At 64.4% G+C, this 16,936-nt stretch carries 13 protein-coding genes; 5 read left to right on the top strand and 8 right to left on the bottom strand.

Annotation, left to right across the window (positions count from 1 at the left end; translation table 11 throughout):
* Positions 1 to 6: 6 nt before the first annotated feature.
* The gene (locus tag GCN74_RS01930) at positions 7 to 1,209 is read left to right on the top strand and encodes a DUF418 domain-containing protein (protein WP_193316928.1); all 1,203 of its coding nucleotides are present in this window, start codon (positions 7 to 9) and stop codon (positions 1,207 to 1,209) included.
* Here GCN74_RS01930 and GCN74_RS01925 read toward each other — a convergent pair.
* From GCN74_RS01925 to GCN74_RS01915, 3 genes are all read right to left on the bottom strand, one after another.
* Complete coding sequence (locus GCN74_RS01925; protein WP_152255079.1) at positions 1,200 to 2,453, bottom strand: cyanophycinase; 1,254 nt, start codon at positions 2,451 to 2,453, stop codon at positions 1,200 to 1,202. The genes GCN74_RS01930 and GCN74_RS01925 overlap by 10 nt on opposite strands.
* Before the next feature lie 145 nt (positions 2,454 to 2,598).
* Complete coding sequence (locus GCN74_RS01920) at positions 2,599 to 5,388, bottom strand: TonB-dependent receptor (RefSeq protein ID WP_152255078.1); 2,790 nt, start codon at positions 5,386 to 5,388, stop codon at positions 2,599 to 2,601.
* 33 nt (positions 5,389 to 5,421) lie between these two features.
* The gene (locus tag GCN74_RS01915) at positions 5,422 to 6,429 is read right to left on the bottom strand and encodes a MurR/RpiR family transcriptional regulator (RefSeq protein ID WP_152255077.1); all 1,008 of its coding nucleotides are present in this window, start codon (positions 6,427 to 6,429) and stop codon (positions 5,422 to 5,424) included.
* A 202-nt stretch (positions 6,430 to 6,631) separates the two neighbouring features.
* Between GCN74_RS01915 and GCN74_RS01910 the strand changes: the two genes are divergently transcribed.
* Both GCN74_RS01910 and GCN74_RS01905 read left to right on the top strand, forming a co-directional pair.
* A complete protein-coding gene (locus GCN74_RS01910) occupies positions 6,632 to 7,768 on the top strand; it encodes a succinylglutamate desuccinylase/aspartoacylase family protein (protein ID WP_152255076.1) in 1,137 nt (378 codons plus the stop codon).
* An 18-nt stretch (positions 7,769 to 7,786) separates the two neighbouring features.
* Positions 7,787 to 9,175 (top strand): YfcC family protein, encoded by a 1,389-nt coding sequence (locus GCN74_RS01905; protein WP_152255075.1) that lies wholly within the window; start codon positions 7,787 to 7,789, stop codon positions 9,173 to 9,175.
* Positions 9,176 to 9,207: 32 nt separating this feature from the next.
* On the opposite strand, the gene GCN74_RS01900 is transcribed toward GCN74_RS01905, so the two are convergent.
* The 4 genes from GCN74_RS01900 to GCN74_RS01885 all read right to left on the bottom strand — a co-directional run bounded on the left by GCN74_RS01900 (position 9,208) and on the right by GCN74_RS01885 (position 11,313).
* On the bottom strand, positions 9,208 to 9,708 hold the full coding sequence (locus GCN74_RS01900) for a hypothetical protein (RefSeq protein WP_152255074.1): 501 nt from the start codon (positions 9,706 to 9,708) through the stop codon (positions 9,208 to 9,210).
* Positions 9,653 to 10,414 carry a hypothetical protein gene (locus tag GCN74_RS01895; RefSeq protein ID WP_152255073.1) on the bottom strand — a complete coding sequence of 254 codons (762 nt, stop codon included), beginning with the start codon at positions 10,412 to 10,414 and terminating at the stop codon, positions 9,653 to 9,655. Before GCN74_RS01895 ends, GCN74_RS01900 begins: the two co-directional genes overlap by 56 nt.
* A 140-nt stretch (positions 10,415 to 10,554) precedes the next feature.
* Entirely contained in the window at positions 10,555 to 10,980 is a 426-nt protein-coding gene (locus tag GCN74_RS01890; RefSeq protein WP_152255153.1) for a GNAT family N-acetyltransferase, read from the bottom strand.
* Between the two features lie 135 nt (positions 10,981 to 11,115).
* The gene (locus GCN74_RS01885; protein ID WP_152255072.1) at positions 11,116 to 11,313 is read right to left on the bottom strand and encodes a hypothetical protein; all 198 of its coding nucleotides are present in this window, start codon (positions 11,311 to 11,313) and stop codon (positions 11,116 to 11,118) included.
* A 265-nt stretch (positions 11,314 to 11,578) separates the two neighbouring features.
* On the opposite strand from GCN74_RS01885, the gene argH reads away from it, so the two are divergent.
* Entirely contained in the window at positions 11,579 to 12,976 is a 1,398-nt protein-coding gene (gene argH, locus GCN74_RS01880) for an argininosuccinate lyase (RefSeq protein WP_152255071.1), read from the top strand.
* A gap of 52 nt (positions 12,977 to 13,028) precedes the next feature.
* Here argH and GCN74_RS01875 read toward each other — a convergent pair whose 3' ends face one another.
* A complete protein-coding gene (locus GCN74_RS01875; protein ID WP_152255070.1) occupies positions 13,029 to 13,685 on the bottom strand; it encodes a hypothetical protein in 657 nt (218 codons plus the stop codon).
* Between the two features lie 673 nt (positions 13,686 to 14,358).
* Here GCN74_RS01875 and GCN74_RS01870 point away from each other — a divergent pair.
* The gene (locus tag GCN74_RS01870; RefSeq protein ID WP_152255069.1) at positions 14,359 to 16,890 is read left to right on the top strand and encodes a M4 family metallopeptidase; all 2,532 of its coding nucleotides are present in this window, start codon (positions 14,359 to 14,361) and stop codon (positions 16,888 to 16,890) included.
* Positions 16,891 to 16,936: the final 46 nt, after the last annotated feature.

The raw sequence follows: 16,936 nt of genomic DNA, 5'->3' as shown, positions 1-16,936 counted from the left end.
GCCGCCATGCCAAGCCCGCCCACGCGCATCGCCGACGTCGACGCCCTGCGCGGCTGCGCGCTGTTCGGCATTTTGGTCGTCAACATCGGCGCCTTCGCCACGCCGTGGTTCGGCCTGGGATTGACCGATCCGACCTTTCACGGCAGCGTGGACCGCGCCACGCACTTCCTCGTCGCGCTGCTGTTCGAGACCAAGTTCTATCTGCTGTTTTCCTTCCTGTTCGGCTACAGCTTCACCTTGCAGATGCAGGCGGCCGCACGGGCCGGCGCGCCGTTCGCGCCGCGCATGCTGCGCCGGCAGGCTGGCCTGTGGCTGATCGGCGCCCTGCATGCGGTGTTCCTGTTTCATGGCGACATACTCACCACCTATGCCGTGCTGGGAATCGTGCTGCTGGCGCTGCACCGCTGCGGCGAGCGGCCCGCCCTGGCCCTGGCCTGTCTCCTCGTCGCCGCCTGCGTGGCGTTCTGGGCCGGCATGGCGTGGCTGCAAAGCCTGCAACCGACGGGCGACGCCGCGGACAATGCCGTGGCGATGGCGCGCAAAGCGGCCGCCGCCCTGGCCGCCTACCGTGCCACGCCGGCCGCCGTCATCGCGCAGCACCTGCGCGAACTGAGTGAAATCTGGATCGTTCTGCTGCTGGTGCAGGCGCCCTGCGCGCTGGCCATGTTCCTGTGCGGCCTGGCCGCCGGCAAGCGCGAGATGCTGCTGCACGCAAGCGATTACCTGCCGCTGCGCCGGCGCCTGCTGCAGGCCGGCGCAGTGGCCGGCCTGCCCGGTGCCGCCATCTATGCGTGGACCTCCGTGTATGGGGACAGCCAGGCGTGGCAGGTGGCGGGGCTGGCCGTGGGACTGGCCAGCGCGCCGCTGCTGGCGGGCGCCTACCTGGCGCTGGCGCTGGCCCTGTTCGAACGCCTGCGCAACGGCACGCTGTTTGCGCTGCTGGCCGACACGGGCCGCATGGCCCTGTCGAACTACCTGCTGCAGTCGGCCGTCTGCGCCTGGCTGTTCCTCGCGTATGGCGCGCGCCTGATGGGCAGCGTGTCTCCGCTGGGCGCGCTGGCGCTGGCCGCCATCATCTTCGGCCTGCAGCTGCCGTTGAGCCGCTGGTGGCTGCGCCGCCACGCATATGGCCCCGTCGAGTGGCTGCTCAGGGCCCTGACGATCGCGGCGTGGCCCCGCTGGCGGCGCGCCGGCGCCGGCTATTTGTAGCGGTACAGCGGCTGGCGCAGCTGGATGGGACGGATGTCGAGGCGCAGTTTCAGCACCGAATACGCTTCCGCCTCGGTCGAGCTGTAGCCGACGCTGTTGACGGTCTTACTGAAGCGGAACTCGAAGCCCAGGTCCGGATACGGGTCGCGCGGGTTGCCGAAGGCGATGCCGATGGCTTCCTGCTGCGCGTTGTCGATCAGGTTGCCCATCAGGTCCAGCACGGCGTTGTTGCCGAGGATGTCATTGGTGAAAACGGGTTCGCGCATGTCGGGCTGGTTCGGATCGAGCTTGTTGTCGGCCTTGTCCGGCGACGGCGTAAACACGCGCGTGACGAGGTTGAATTTGTCGCCCCGGTCCAGGTAGCTGATGGCCGCGTTGCTGATGTTGAAATTTTTCACGCCGCGGTCGCTGATAGCGCCCGACAGGTCGATCAGCAGGGCGCCGCTATAGCCGATGACTTCCACGTCGCGCATGGCGTCGACCACCATGGCGCTGTTTTCATCGATGCCCAGTCCCAGGTGATAGCCTTTTTTCAGCATCACGGGAATCATGCGCGCAAAGCGCCCGCGCACCAGCAGATGCTGGTCGACGAAAACGTCGCTGCCGATGAAGCCCAGTCCGGGCGCGATCTCGCGGCCATCCGTCACGCCCATCTTGAGCATGTCGAGCACCGGTTTGGCGTCATAAAACATGGTGGTGCTCATGATAGCCGCGCCGGCGCTGGAACCGGCGATCACGCCGCCGTTGCGGTAGACCGACCAGATGGCTTCCAATGCGGCCGTGCGGCTGCCGTCCGGGCGCAGCAGGGCTTGCGTGATGCGCCCCTGGTCGCCGCCCGCAAAATAGATGCCGGTGGCCGACTTGATCTGCGTGACGATGGCCGGGTCTTCGGCTGCCTTGCGGTAATCGCGGTTGGGCAGCTTGACGGCCAGCGGCACGAAAAAGGCTTCGGCGCCGTATTGGTTGAGTTTCTTGATGATGCTTTCACCCGATTTTTCCGGGTTCATCGCGGCCGAGGCCAGCACGGCGATGCGCGCGCCCGGCCCGCCCGACAACTTGACGATGCGCTGCCAGACTTCGGCATTGTCGGCGCGCAGGCCGCCGCCGATGATGACGAGCGTGCCCTGCGGCGCGCTGCCGATGGCACTGCCGCCAGGTGCCGCCACGGCATGGACGCTGCACAGTGCCAACGCGAACAGCAGCGCGGCGCGGAATGTGTGATACAGGCTTGAAGATGATTTCATGGTGCCTTTCGAATGCAAAGAAAGGGGCGCGCGCCGGACGCGCGCCCTTGCTGCCAATACTGCTGCTTGCAACCCAACGCCATCGAACTGCGATACTACCCGCTGCGTATGACAGCAGTATTGCGGCAGCTCCAGTTTTTCCGCCCTATTTGAAGCTGTAATTGGCGCTGGCATAGAAGCGCCGGCCGCGCGGGTCCGTATACGTGGGGTCGTAGCCGGACAGGAAATAGTACGCCTGGTTCGAGTACGGCGGACTGGTATTGAACAGATTCTGTATGCCGGCGCGCAGCTTGAACTGCTTGCTGACGGCATACGCGCCCGACATGTCCCAGATCGAATACGCCTTCACACGGTTGGCCGCCACCACGCTGCCGTTATCCGTGTTGATGGCCGAATTCTGGTCCTGATAGCCGCTCGAATAGGTGTTCGACAGGCTGGCCGAATACGGGCCGTGGTCCCAGTCCACGGTGATCGTGTGGCGCCAGCGCTGCACCACGCCGTCCGTGACGAAAGTATTCAGGTTGCTGATGAAATCGTCGCCAGGGCTGGTCTGGATTTTCGAATCGAGCACGTACGTGCCGCTCAGGTGCCCGCCGAAACGTCCCCACGCCGTCCTGACGCCATGCAGGTCGGCCGTGATATCGATGCCCGAGGCTTTTTGCGCGCCGCGGTTTTCCTTGCGCAGCTCGATGTAGTCGATTTCATTGTCAGCGTTGCGGTGTACGAGGTCGCCGTACTTGCCCAGATTGCCCAGGATGATGTCGTCGCCGATTTCGCTGATCAGGTCCGTGCGCTTGATGTTCCAGTAATCGAAGCTGAAGGTCCAGTGCTGGCTCGGCTCGAGCACCAGGCCGGCCGTGAACTGGCGGCTGCGCTCCGGTTTCAGCTTGTCGTTGCTGTAGCGGCGCGTATCCCAGTTATCGGCGCAGACGGAGTAATCGTTGTTCTCGCTCGCGCAATACACGGGATCGGGCAGGGTCGCCGTGCTGCTGTAGGCCGTGGGCCGGTGCAGGTCCGACATCGACGGCGCGCGAAAGCCCTTGCCGGCCGAGGCGCGCATCAGCACCTGCTTGCTGGGCATGTAGGTCAGGCCGATCTTGGGGCTCAAGGCGCCGCCCACCTGCTGGTAATGGTCATAGCGTCCCGATAGCTGCGCCTGCCACTGTTTGGTAAACGGCAGCAGCAGTTCGCTGTAGACGGCTTGCACGTTGCGGCTGTCGCTGGTGGCCACGCCGCCTTCCGGCGCCGCGTCGTTGTTGATGTTGTCGCTCATCAGCAACGCCGAGGGACGGAATTCCGTGCGCTCGCGCCTCACCTCGCCGCCCACGGCCAGCGCCATGTCGCCGCCGCCCAGCGCCATCAGCGCGCGCGAGGCCTTGAAATCGAGCGAGTCCATGGTGCCGCGCGCATGGCGCACCTCGTCATTGACCTGGATGCTGTCGAGCAGCGCCTTGCCTTCCGCGCCGGACGGGCCAAAGGGATTGATGCGGCCATCGGCGATGCCCTGCAACAGCTTGTCGTACAGGACATAGCCATGCGTGTCGCGGTCCTTGACCACGTTGACGCTGTGGTTCAAGCCCACGTCATAGTCCCAGCCGGCCAGCGTGCCGGTGGCTCCCACGACGAAGCGCTGGCTTTCGCTGGTCAGCTCGCTGGTGCGCATGCCCGCCTCGTTCAGGCGCATGCGCAGTTCCAGTTCGCGCCCCACCGGTTCGCCATCCTCGTCGAGCGCCGTATCGAAACCGGCATTGGCCAGCTGCGGCACCTTGCTGTAATCGAGATAGCCGATGACGCGTGCCGACGAGCCCACGTAATAGCTGCGCGAGCGGCTCAGCGCCACTTCCGCATACAGCTGGTGGTCGTTATTCAGCTTCAGCACGCCGCGCGTGAGCAGGTTTTGCTTGTCCGTCTTCGGATACAGCTCCGTGTCGCCCATGTAATCATAGGTACAGGCATCGACGCCGCCCGTGCCCGCCGGCAGGTACAGATTGGCCGGCGGCGCGCAGTTCGGGATCGAAAAATTGATCTGGCGGTTGGTGATCGGCTGCCCGTTGAGCAGGAAATCGTTGTCCTGCAAATGCGTGCGCTGGGCGCCGCTGAGGCGGATATTCGCCGGGCTGGTAAAACTGGACAGCAAATGCCCGAGGCGCTGCGGCACCTGGAGGTTCGGAATGAACTTGCGCTGCGAAGAGCTGAGGCGGTCGGTTTTTTGCAGGTCGACCACGGCAAAGATATTGTAGCCATCCGTGGCCAGGTCGCCCGTGCCGGCCGTGATGCTGGCCGTGCGCTTGCCGGCGCCGCCTTCCTGCGTGCCGCTGCCATACGCATTCAGCTCCACGCCCTGGTAATCCTTGCGCGTAATAAAATTGATGACGCCGCCGATGGCGTCCGTCCCGTACAGGGCCGAGGCGCCGTCGAGCAGCACTTCCACGCGCTGCAGCGCGGCGGCGGGAATGTTATTCAGGTCCACGCCCGCATCGTCGCCAGGCGAGGCAAAATTGGCCATGCGCCGGCCATTGAGCAGCACCAGCGTGGACGACGTGCCGACGCCGCGCAGGTTGGCGCTGTTGAAGCCGCGCTGGTCGCCGCCGATATTGATGCTGGCGCCATCGGTCAGGCCGCCTACGTTGGCCGACACGCGGGCCATCAGTTCGGCCGCCGTGGTCACGCCCGCCTTTTCGATATCGGCGCGCGTGATGACCTGCACCGGCAGCGCCGTCTCCGATTCGAGGCGCTTGATGGCCGACCCCGTGATTTCCACGCGCTGCATTTTTTTCGCTGCAGGTTCGCCATCCTGCTCCTGTGCCAGCGCGCCATTGCCCAGCATGCCCAGCGCCGCCGTCACGCTCAAGGCGCCCAGCGCCAGGCGCACGGCATGCGCCAGTGCCGCTTCACGTGGCAGTGCAGGCCCGCCCTGTAGTTTTTCCTTATGCATTCCAACTCTCCCCAATGGTATTGACCCTGATTTTTATAATGACTGCTTTTTATGGACTGCCTTGCGCTGCTGTGCTGCTGTTTTCCTGGGAGCCTGCACCCCATGCTCGCCGCCATACAGGTAGGCGGCGATCACTTCGCTCAGGCGGGCGGCCTTGTCGACGTTGTCCTTGTTCGACACCATCAGCGCCACGGCCAGCGCCTCGATCATGGCCAGCGCCGTGCTGGCGCTGCTGGGCAGGACGGGATGCGTGCTTTGCGCAAATAGCGCATGGTCGGCCAGCTCGGCCAGCGGCGAGGCGGGCGAATCGGTGAGCGCCACGATGCAGGCGCCGCGGTCGCGCGCGAAGCTGGCCAGGCCGATGCAATCGAGCGTATAGCGGGGAAACGAAATCACCACCAGCACGTCCTGCGCCGTCAGGTTGACTAGGTGCCCGGCCGCCACTTCCGAGCCGCCGATACCCACCACTTCCACCACATGCGGGCAAAACGGCTGCAGATGCTGCACCAGCATGCCGGCCAGGTTGGCCGACAGGCCAAAACCCATCACATACACCACCTTGGCGCGCGTCAGGCGCCGCACCACGGCATGCATGTCGGGCAGCGACAGGGCGGCGGACGTGGCGGCGATGTTCGCGGCCGCATACTCCAGGCTTTCCGTGACGGGCGAGGTGGCGCGCGCGCGCCGCTCTATCGTATGGCGCAGCTTGTCGACGGGCTGCAGCAGCGATTGCAGGGTTTCGGCCATGGCGCCGCGCATGGCCGAATAATTCTTCTGGCCGATGTCGCGCGCGAAGCGGCTGATGGTGGCCGTCGACACCTGGCAGTTGTCGGCCAATTCCTCGATGCCCAGCGCAATGACGCGCATCTGGTTGCGCAGCAGGTAGTCGGCGATCTGCCGCTGCGAAGCCGATCCGCTGGCCAGCACGTGCATCAGCGCCTGTCCCAGCGGAGACTGCGCGAAGGCGGCATCGGGCGACGACAGCGCGGCGGCAGGTGGCGTGCGGGCGCTGCTTCTGGCAGGACTGGCGGATGCTTTCATATCACTGGCGGCCTGTGTTCTTGGATACTGCGGATGAATGGCGAAAAGGCGAAATCGGGTCGCTGAAACTTACTGTACTCATATCAAAAAGAAAACTCAACAAATATTTGTAAAAGGATTTTCATTGATTTACTTCGTGAAAATAATGCTACATAATCGACCGGAATCCATCAACCGCGCCCCGTTTTGGGGCGAATTCACCATGCAAGTACAACAGCATCCCATCTCCACCGCGCACGCCAGCGTGTCCTGCCAGTTGAGCAGTTTTCACTTCGGCGGCACGGCTGCCGGCAGCCGCAGCGGCAAGAAGGTGTACATCCAGGCGGCGCTGCACGCGGACGAGGTGCCGGGCATGCTGGTGGCGCAATTCCTGCGCCGCGAAATGCTGGCGCTGGAAGCGGCGGGCAAGATCCACGGCGAAATCATCCTGGTGCCGGCCGCCAATCCGATCGGCCTGGCGCAAGCCATCCATGGCGCGCCGTTCGGACGCTTCGACCTGACCACCGGCATCAACTTCAACCGCGCCTACCGCCACGTGGCCGATGAACTGAAGACCACCCTCGATGGCCAGCTGGGACAGGATGCGCAAGCCAACGTGGCGCTGATACGCCGGCATGCGCGCGACGCCGTCGCCGCCTGGCGGCCGGGTACGGATGCCGAGGCACTCAAGAAAACCCTGCTGGGCATGGCCATCGACGCCGACATCGTGCTCGACCTGCATTGCGATAACGAGGCGGCCCTGCATATCTATACGGGCACGCCGCTGGCGGCGCAGATCGCGCCCCTGTCCGCGCTGCTGGGCGCGCGCGCCGTGCTGCTGGAGCTGGCGGCCGGCGAAGAGCCGTTCGACGAAGCCTGCAGCCGATTGTGGTGGGATCTCGACGCGCACTTCAAGGGACGCTATCCGATCCCCGCCGCCTGCCTGTCGACCACCGTCGAATTGCGCGGCGAAGTGGAAGTGAGCTACGCCCTGGCCGAACGCGACGCCACCGCCCTGCTGCGCTTTCTCGCCATCGAGGGCGTGCTGGAGATAGCCGGCGCCGGCGACGACCTGCCCGCGCCGCAATGCGCACCGACGCCGCTGGCCGGCGTGGAACCTATCCTCGCGCCGCATCACGGCGTGCTGGTCTACCTGCGCGAAATGGGCGACGTGCTGGCCGCCGGCGATGCGCTGGCCGACCTGATCGATCCCGTCAGCGGCGAGACGACCACCTTGCGCTGCACGGTCGCCGGCGTCTTCTTCGCGCGCAGCGCGCACCGCCACGTCCTGCGCGGCATGAACGTCGGCAAGGTCGCCGGCGCCGTCGCCTTCCGCGGCGGCAGCCTGCTGAGCCAATAAATGTCACAAAAAAGCGCCATGAGAAAATTCAAGCTCCCCAACACCTTCGTCCTGCTGTGCGGCATCCTGGCCATGATCGCCCTGGCGACGTGGCTGGTGCCAGGCGGGAAATTCGATACGCAGCTGGTCAACGGCAAGCAGCTGATCATCCCCGGCACGTTCCACTACGTGGACAACAAGCCGCAGGGACTGACAGCGCTGATGATGGCGCCCATCAAGGGCTTCGTCGACGCCAGCCTGATCATCGGCTTCGTGCTGATCGTCGGCGGCGCCTTCGCCGTGCTGCAAAAGACGGAAGCCTTCGACTCGCTGATCAAGGCGATCGCCAAGGCCCACACCAGCTCGCGCTTCGTGCGCGCCGCCATCATTCCCGTCTTCTTCACCATGTTTTCCCTGGGCGGCGCCACTTTCGGCATGAACGAGGAAGCGATCCCCTTCATCCTGATCTTCGTGCCGCTGGCGCTGGCCCTGGGCTATGACACCATCACGGGCGTGTCGATTCCCTTCATCGGCTCGCAGGTGGGATTTTCAGCCGCCTTTTTGAACCCGTTCAACGTCGGCATCGCGCAGGGCATCGCGGGCGTGCCGATCTTTTCCGGCATCGGCTACCGCCTGGTCGTCTGGGCCATCGCCACGGCCGTCAGCATCGTCTTCCTGATGTGGTACGCGGCCCGCGTCAAGCGCCATCCGGAGAAAAGCCCGACCTATCTGCTCGACATCGAAAAGCGCAGCGAGCACTCGATGGACCTGGGCAGCTTTGCCGGCATGACGCGCACGCACCGCGCCGTGCTGTGGATTTTCATGGCGACCTTGCTGACGATGGTCGTCGGCGTCGTCAAGTACGACTGGTTCATCGATGAAATCGCCGCCCTGTTCCTGGTGATGGCCATCGTCGTCGGCCTGGTGGGCCGGCTCGACATGGACAGCCTGGTGGCGTCCTTTGTGCAGGGCGCGCGCGACATGGTCAGCGTGGCGCTGGTCATCGCGCTGGCGCGCGGCACCATGATCCTGGCGCGCGACGCGCAGATCATCGACACCATGCTGCATGCGCTCACGCCCCTGGTAGCCTCGTCGAGTCCCGTCTTCGCCGCGCAAAAGATGTTCTTCATGCAGTCGGTGATCAACTTCTTCATCCATTCCGGCAGCGGCCAGGCCGCGCTGACCATGCCCATCATGGCGCCGCTGGCCGACCTGGTGGGCGTGACGCGCCAGACGGCCATCCTGGCCTTCCAGTTCGGCGAATTCACCACGCCGATGATCCCCACCTCCGGCATCACCGTCGGCGTGCTGGCGCTGGCGCGCGTGCCCTGGATTACGTGGGCCAAGTGGATGATTCCGCTGCAGCTGATTTACCTGGTGCTGGCGCTGCTGCTCCTGATTCCGCCCTGCCTGATGCACTGGCAATAAGTAAGCCGTGGCGACGCACGGCCGCCGCGGCTTTATTTGCGAGACGCCCGCCCGTAAGGTCCCTCGACGCGGCCCTTGGCCCAGTCGGCCATCAGATCGTAATAGCCTGGCGCGATGAGGGTGGGCTTGCGCGTTCCATCCGCTGCCTGATCGTAGCTGCGCATGCCGTGATCGGCCTGCGGAAAGAGGTAAATGGAGATGGCCTGGCCCTGGCTGCGCAACGCAGTCAGGCGCTCCACGGTGACAGCCGGCGGCGCCTGGCGGTCATCTTCCGCCAAGGCCCACAACTGCGGCACCGCGACCTGGCGCAATGCCTGCACGGGATCTTGCGACCAGTCGACACCGAGCTTGTCGAACTGCGGTATGCCATGCTTGCGCAATTCCTCGACCGGCATCGCCAGGAACACGCCCGTGTAGCCGCCCTTGACGAGGGCGAACCACGGCTCCTTGCCGAATCGCTGCTGCACCCCGGACAAGTCATCCAGGCCATCCTTGTAGCCTGACCTGACGAGTCTTGCCGTGATATCCGTCATCGTCCGGGCCTTGGCGAGGACCTCGTCGCCATAGCCGCGGTCCAGCAATTCCTTGGCGACCTGCGCCGCATCCTGTTCCGCGATATCGACCGCCAGGCCATAGCCGATGCCGAGAAAGTCCGCCTTGGCGCGCGCCTGCGCCAGTGGCGCGATCCAGCCGCCCTGGCTTACCCCCAATCAGGCCGAAGCGGCCGTAGCGGCCTTGCGCCAGCCGCCTGGCTTCGCGCGACGCGGCCACCAGGTCATCGGTCAGGCGCGGGAAATTCTGCGTATATTCGCCTTCGGACAGGCCGGTGCCGCGCTTGTCATACACGAAAACGGACACGCCCCGTCCCACCATCTGGTAAGGATCGCGCGCGCGGCCGATCCAGCCGCTGCTTTCGGAACCGTGGGCATACACGACCAGCGGCGTATCCTTGCCTGCGCCCGGCGCTTCCATCAAGCGGCCCGCGAGCATGACGCCGTCCGATGCGAAGCGCGTATCCGATTCGGCCAGTGCCACTTTCGGCCAGCGCTCCTTGCCGCGGACAAGCACGGCGTCCTTTCCGCACGCGAGCAGCGCCCCGGCATCCTGCGTGTTGCCGACTGTCCCGTCGCTGAAGGTATAGCTGTATCCCTTGCCCCCTTGGGTGAGGGCGACGAAATCCGTCTGGCCCTGGCTGAAAATCCCCGTCTCGCAAGGCGCCGGGCTGAATGCCTCCGACATGGGTGCGCCAGTCGCGGTGAGCGCAGCGGCAAGGAAAGGCCAGAGAAAGCAAGAGGTCATGGCGTCAGGTCCGGTTGGGGGAGTCAGTACTTGGAAATGGCAGGGCAGGAACGGGGCCGCGCGCAAACCGCGCCAGCCGTTCAACGCCGGTATATATCGGGAAAATACCGCTCCATCAGCGTCTCCGGCCGGAGCGGTGCCGTAAAACCGTGGCGCGCATACAAGCCATGTGCCGAGCTGGTGGCCAGCATGAAGCGGCGCAAGCCCTGCAAGTCGGGATGTGCCATCACGGCCTCCATCAGGCGCTTGCTGTAGCCGCGGCCGCGGTACTCTGCCAGCACATACACGTCGACCAGATAGGCAAACGTGGTGTAGTCGCTGACCACGCGGGCGAATGCCACCTGGCGGCCGTCCAGCGTGCCGCCGAAGCAGAGCGAATGCTCGATCGCGCGCTGTACGGTGGCCAGTGCGATGCCGCTGGCCCATGCCGATTGCGTGCTGAGAAAATGGTGAATGGCCGGAACGTCGAGTTCCGCCTTGTCGCTGCTGATCTTCAAGTGTGGCATCACGCTGTCCGCCTGTCGTGGAAAAAACCGATCATCGGCGATTTGCGCGCTGCTGTCACCTGGGCAGGAAAGAACCGGGGGCGCCGCCCGTCCTGGTCGCCGGTGATGGGTACTGCCTGCATTGCATGGCCGCCCTTACAGTGCGGCTTTTTCTTCGGCGCTCAGGCGCTTGGCGCTGACGTGCACGGTGTGCATGGTGGCCTGGTCGGCGCTGGCGACGATGGCGGCAGGCGCGGCGCGGAATTTCGGCACGGCGGCGGTAGCCAGGCTGGTGGCGGCGGCGATGGCGATGACGGCAACGAAGATGGCTTCCATGTTTTTAGCGATGTTCATGATGGTTCCTTTGGGTGGCGGGTTGTGTGCTGCGATGATTGAACTGTAGGCCGATCGCGCTTGAACCACCATCGGATTGCGACAAAACGCACGATTTGCGGGACAGAATACAAAAAGCCCGGATGGAACGCGCCACGGCGCCCGCGCCGTGGCATTTCAGGCGTGCCAGCCCCATTCCTGGCCATTTCAGGGCCCTGCAAGCCCCTAAAAGCCCTACCGCAGGCCAACCTTGTTTATAATCGCCCTACACTAAAGGACTTCTTTCATGACTGATCAATTCTCCAAAAAGGGCGAAGCCTGGTCGGCCCGGTTTTCCGAACCGGTCTCGGACCTCGTCAAGCGCTACACAGCTTCTGTATTTTTTGACAAGCGCCTGGCGCTGTTCGACATCGAAGGTTCGCTGGCCCATGCGGAAATGCTGCATGCGCAAGCCATCATCAGCCCGGCCGACTACGCGGAAATCCAGCGCGGCATGGCGCAAATCTCGCAGGAAATCGCCGCCGGCCAGTTCGAATGGCTGCTGGACCTGGAAGATGTCCACCTGAATATCGAAAAACGCCTGACCGAACTGGTAGGCGATGCGGGCAAGCGCCTGCACACGGGCCGTTCGCGCAACGACCAGGTGGCGACCGACATCCGCCTGTACGTGCGTGCCGCCATCGACGACATCACCGCCCTGCTGGCGACGTTCCGCAGCGCGCTGACGGACCTGGCCGAGCAGCATGCCGACACCATCATGCCGGGCTTTACCCACATGCAGGTGGCCCAGCCGATCACCTTTGGCCACCACATGCTGGCCTACGTGGAGATGTTCGGCCGCGACGCCGAGCGCATGGCCGACTGCCGCAAGCGTGTCAACCGCCTGCCGCTGGGCGCCGCTGCACTGGCCGGCACCACCTTCCCCATCGACCGCCTGCGCGTGGCCAAAACCCTGGGCTTCGACGACGTCTGCCACAACTCGCTCGACGCCGTGTCGGACCGCGATTTCGCCATCGAATTCTGCGCCGCCTCCGCCGTGCTGATGATGCACGTGTCGCGCATGGCAGAAGAACTGGTGATCTGGATGAGCCCGCGCATCGGCTTCATCGACATCGCCGACCGCTTCTGCACCGGCTCGTCGATCATGCCGCAAAAGAAAAACCCGGACGTGCCGGAACTGGCGCGTGGCAAGACGGGCCGCGTGTATGGCCACCTGACTGGCCTGCTGACCCTGATGAAAGGCCAGCCGCTGGCCTACAACAAGGACAACCAGGAAGACAAGGAACCGCTGTTCGACACCGTCGACACCGTCATCGACACCCTGCGCATCTTCGCCGACATGGCCGGTGGCATCACGGTGAAACCGGAAGCGATGCGCGCGGCAGCCCTGCAAGGCTACGCCACGGCGACCGACCTGGCCGACTACCTGGTGAAGAAGGGCTTGCCGTTCCGCGACGCGCATGAAGCGGTGGCCCTGGCCGTGCGCGCCTGCGTCGACGCCGGTTGCGACCTGGCCGACCTGTCGCTGGAGCAGCTGCGCGCGTTTTCCCCATTGACGGACGAAGACGTGTTCGAGGTGCTGACCCTGGAAGGCTCCGTGGCCGCGCGCGACCACGTGGGCGGCACCGCGCCGCGCCAGGTGCGCGCCGCGATTGCCCGCGTACGCACGCAGCTGGAAAAATAAACGGCGCCTGCGCCTGCCGACGTCCCGCTGCATCGCTGCAGCGGGACGTTTTTCATTGCGCGACGATTTTCGACAGCACGGAAAAAGCCGCCCCCGTCTGCGACGGTTCCAGCAACAAGGTCAGCTCCGTATACGTGCAGATGATGTTGATCAGGTTGATGCGCTCCCAGGCCAGACGCTTGAGGATGGCGTGATACACGCCTGGCGTGTAGCAGGTCTCGGGCGCCAGGTGCAAGGTCACGGCCGTGACCCGCTCCAGGCGCGCCAGTTCCTGCTCTGCGCCGAAAACTTCCTCCACCAGCGCATGCAGCGAGCGGCTGCAGATCACCATCACCTCGTTGACGCCGCGCGTCACCGTGATGAACGTGCCGCGCTGGGGTGCGGCCAGCGCCAGCAACTGGCGCTGGCAGGCGTAGGTCTGGTCGGAATAGCGGTAGGTAAAAATCATCAATTCGCTGCGCGTGGACAGTTCGCCCGCGCGGTGCGCCAGCACGATCTCGCGGCTTTTCTGCTGCGGCATCCGTTCGGCCAGGCGGCGCAGCGCCATCACCACGGCCGCCTGGCCCACGGGCTTCCATAAATCGGTCTGCAATTGCGGCTGCAGCTGGCGCGCCAGTTCCGACAGGTTAAGCAGGCCCCGGCCCAATCCTTCGCTGAGAAAGGCCGACTCCATCACGATCTGTTCCACTTTGGTCGCTATCGAAAGCATAGTTCTTCGGGCCGGTGATTCCGGTGCACGCACCAGGAGCCGGCAACCCTTCCTGAAAAAAAGGATGCACTGCGCCAGCGGCCGCGCCGGGCGGCACGGTCGGACTCGCTGAGAAGAATCCCCTCGCGGGGGAAGAGCCAGGTAGCGGCGGCTAGGAAGGCGGATGCAGCATGAATGCCGCTCCAGAGGGGAAATGGCTGAAACCAACAGCAGAAAACAGAACTGACGTCATGTGAAACTCCCGATTTTTTCCCGATGCGCTGTATCTGGACGCGGTCATTGCCGCGTGCGCTTTTTTTGTCCTCGCGCAGCCCGCAGGGGATCGCGCGAATACCTAGTGTAGATCGCAACATTTAAAAAATGCAACAGTGTTTTTCCAACAGAACGCGCCATTTGAGGAAGTAGTCCAAAACAAAAATTGCAGCTTGCGATAAATCAAACTTTCCTCTAGTACAGTGCCGATAAATGTTCAATTCTTAACAAAAATTCGTGTAGTGACCCATTTCTTGAATTTTTTGACATGGAGATATCGACAAGTTTAGTGTCCCCCTACCCGGCGTCATGCCACCACAAAACGGCAGGCTATCCGCCTGCCGCCAGGCCCGTCGGGGTGGCCATCAGACATCGCGGCCAGTTCATTCACCATTTCCTTAACCGATACCATGGAGCAGAAATGAATTTACGTTTGACGATAGTTGCCGCATCCATCGCCGCCCTGCCGCTGATGGCCACCACGGCCGGCGCCGCCACGCCGCTGCCACAAACCCTGATGGCCGCGCCGGTCACCCTGGCCTCTCCACAAGAGAATGCCAGCCTGGTCAACAAGCTGGCGGCGCAGGCGCGCAGCCGCGGCCTCAATACCGAACATGGCTTTGCCGTCGGCGCCCAGCATCCGGGCGTCAGCGGCACGCGCGTGAGCCGCGTCCAGCATACCTACAAGGGCTTGCCCGTCTTCGGTTCCGAGACGGTCGTGGTCAGCAACAACGCCGGCGACATCGTCAGCGAATCCGTGTCGGACCGCGCCTCCGGCCTCGGTAGCGGCGGCGTCAATTCCGTCACCCGCAGCGCCACCACCGATATCGACACCACGCCGGCCGTCAGCGCCGCCGCCGCCATCGCCGCCGCCGTGAAAAACATCGGCGTGCCGGCCGTCGACCATGTACCGCCGCAGGCGCAGCTGCTGATCTACCCCGTGATGAAAACGGTGCGCGTGGCTGGCGCCGAGAACAAATCGGAAGCCGCGCTGAACGCCCTCGACGTGCAGGACGTGGTCGACCACTACGAGCTGGCCTACCTGGTGCAGACGCGCATGATCAGCGGCAACAAGCCCGTCTACTACGACACCATCGTCAGCGCCAAGGATGGCCGCATCCTGCGTCAATGGAAAGCCCTGAAAACCGTGGCCGGCATCGGCAACAGCCAGTACAACGGCCAGGTGCCGCTCAACACCACGCTCACGGGCAGCACCTACACCATGAAGGACCCCAGCCGCGGCACGGGCGGCAGCTTCGGCGGCATGGCCATCACGAATGCCAACCACGGCACCACCTCGGGCAGCGTGTACAGCAGCACCAGCAATACCTGGGGCGACGGCCAGCAATACATCAACGGCGGCAGCACCACCAACGCCAACGGCCAGACGGCGGCCGTGAACGCCATGTGGGGCCTGATGAACACCTACGACACGCACAAGAATGTGCTGGGCTGGTCCAGCCTGGACGGCAACAACACGGCCACGCACATTGCCGCCCACGTCAACACGGCCTACGACAACGCCTACTACGACAGCAGCTGCAAGTGCATGTACATCGGCGACGGCGGCAGTTCGTTCAACAACCTCGGCTCCATCGACGTGATCGGCCATGAAATGGGCCACGGCATCACGGACGCCACCTCGGGCCTGATCTACTCGCAGGAATCGGGCGGCTTGAACGAATCGAGCTCGGACATCGCCGGTGAAATGGTGGAAGCGTATGCGCGCGCCGGCGGCACGGGCACCAGCATCCCCAACACCGGCAACGATTGGATGACGGGCAAGGAGATCGCCAAGAATGGCCAGCCGCTGCGTTGGCTGTACAAGCCAAGCAAGGATGGCAGCAGCCCGAATGCGTGGAGCAGCACCATCAAGAACCTCGACGTCCACTACAGCAGTGGCCCGAACAACCGCATGTTCTACTTCCTGTCGCAAGGTTCGAACTCCACCTCCAGCAGCGACTACTACAGCTCCTACCTGAACAAGAGCCCGCTGGCCATGACGGGTATCGGCAGCGACAAGGCCTACCGCATCTGGTTCAAGGCCGCGACCACCAAGTTCACTTCGTCGACCAACTACGCCGATGCGCGCAACAAGGTGCTGCAGGCTGCCGAGGAACTGTATGGCGTGGGCAGCGCCGAGTCGATCGCCGTCAAGCGCGCCTATGCGGCCATCAACGTGGGTGCCGACGTCGATGAATCGACCACGGGCGGCGCGGTGAGCATCACCAGCCAGCCGGCCAGCATCACGGTCGCACCGGGCGCCACCGCCTCGTTCGCCGTGGGCGCAGGCGGCGGCACGGCGCCGTACACCTACAAGTGGTACCGCAACGGCGCCGTGATCAGCGGCGCCACGTCGCCCGCCTACAGCTTCACGGCTGCAGCGGCCGACAACGGCGCCGTCTTCAAGGCCACGGTGACGGATTCGTCCTCGCCAGCCGTGACGGCGACGTCGAACAACGCCACCTTGACGGTGGGCACCAGCAGCGCCACCGAACGCGTGACGAACGGCGGCTTCGAGTCCGGCGCCACGGGCTGGAGCGGCACCACGGGCGCCATCGGCACCTTCACGGGCCAGGTGGCGTATGAAGGCACGCAGTACGCCTGGCTGGGCGGCAATGGCACCACGGCCAGCGAATCGCTGACGCAAAGCGTGACCATCCCGGCCGCCGCCACGTCCGCCAGCCTGAGCTTCGCGCTGCATATCGACACGGCGGAAACGGGCAATACCGTGTACGACAAGCTGGTCGTCACCGTGAAGAACAGCGCCGGCACGGTGCTGGGCACCCTGGCCACGTATTCGAACGTGAACAAGGCAGCCGGCTACCAGATCCGCACGTTCGACCTGATCGCCTACAAGGGCCAGACCGTGCAGATCTCGTTTGCCGCGACCGAGGACGCTTCGCTGCAAACCTCGTTCGTGATCGACAAGGTCAGCCTGGTTACCCAGTAAGCGGCTGAACATGCGGGCGGCCGGCCAATTGCGGCCAGCCGCCCGC

This window comes from Janthinobacterium sp. FT14W (assembly GCF_009208755.1).
In the GTDB taxonomy this organism is placed as follows: domain Bacteria; phylum Pseudomonadota; class Gammaproteobacteria; order Burkholderiales; family Burkholderiaceae_D; genus Janthinobacterium; species Janthinobacterium violaceinigrum.
This window is presented reverse-complemented; position numbering and strand designations above follow the sequence as displayed.